At 44.7% G+C, this 879-nt stretch carries 1 protein-coding gene; it reads left to right on the plus strand.

Annotated elements, in window-relative coordinates:
• Nucleotides 1-10: 10 nt before the first annotated feature.
• Nucleotides 11-879: Ig-like domain-containing protein (locus TZ96_RS07985; RefSeq protein ID WP_241768502.1), on the plus strand; the 869-nt coding region annotated here is incomplete at its 3' end.

The following is an 879-nucleotide window of genomic DNA, read 5'->3' on the forward strand; positions in this document are numbered from 1 at the left end:
TGGAACTGGTATGACACGTTATCTATTTGCAGAAGACGCAGCAGGTAACACCTCATACGAGCATGTTGGTGCAAACATGGATAAAGGTGCTCTTGGACGTATTCGCTTTGTTTGGAAACCACAAACATTCAAGTATACTGCAGTAGCTCCGTCAACACCTATTACATCAAACACTGTTCCAGAAGCGAGTGCTATTGAAAAAGCTATTAAAGATGCCAATCCAACGTTCAGTGACAAGATTGGAAGTGTTACTTTAGATGGTACGAATGTTAAGGTTACTTATAAGGATGGAAGTACAGATACCCTAAGCGCGGACTCAGTTTTCAAAATTGAACCAACTGCACCTACAGTAACACCAGTTAAGAATACGTCAGCGTTAACTACACCAGAAAAACAAGCTGTAGAAGCAGCAGTAAGAACAAAGAACCCAGATGCGACAACAGTAGTAGTTGGAAATGATGGTTCAACAACATTAACTTACTCAAATGGCTCAACAGCTAAATTGACACCAGCACAAACTGTCAGTCAAGCGGACGTTACAGCACCAGCAGCACCAAGTGTAAGCCCAGTTACAGCAGGCGCTACAGCAGTTACAGGTACAGCCGAAGCCGGTTCAACAGTAGAGGTTACTCTTCCAGATGGTTCTAAAGCAACAGCGAAAGCCGATCAAGATGGAAACTTCAGTGTACCAGTAAGTGCCTTGAAAGAAGGCGATAAAGTATCTGTAACAGCAACCGACGATGCAGGTAACAAGTCAACACCGACATCAGCTACAGTGCCAGATACAACAGCACCAGCAGCACCAAGTGTAAGCCCAGTTACAGCAGGCGCTACAGCAGTTACAGGTACAGCCGAAGCCGGTTCAACAGTCGAAGTAAC

This window comes from Streptococcus infantis, from assembly GCF_000963255.1.
Taxonomy (GTDB): Bacteria; Bacillota; Bacilli; order Lactobacillales; family Streptococcaceae; genus Streptococcus; species Streptococcus nidrosiense.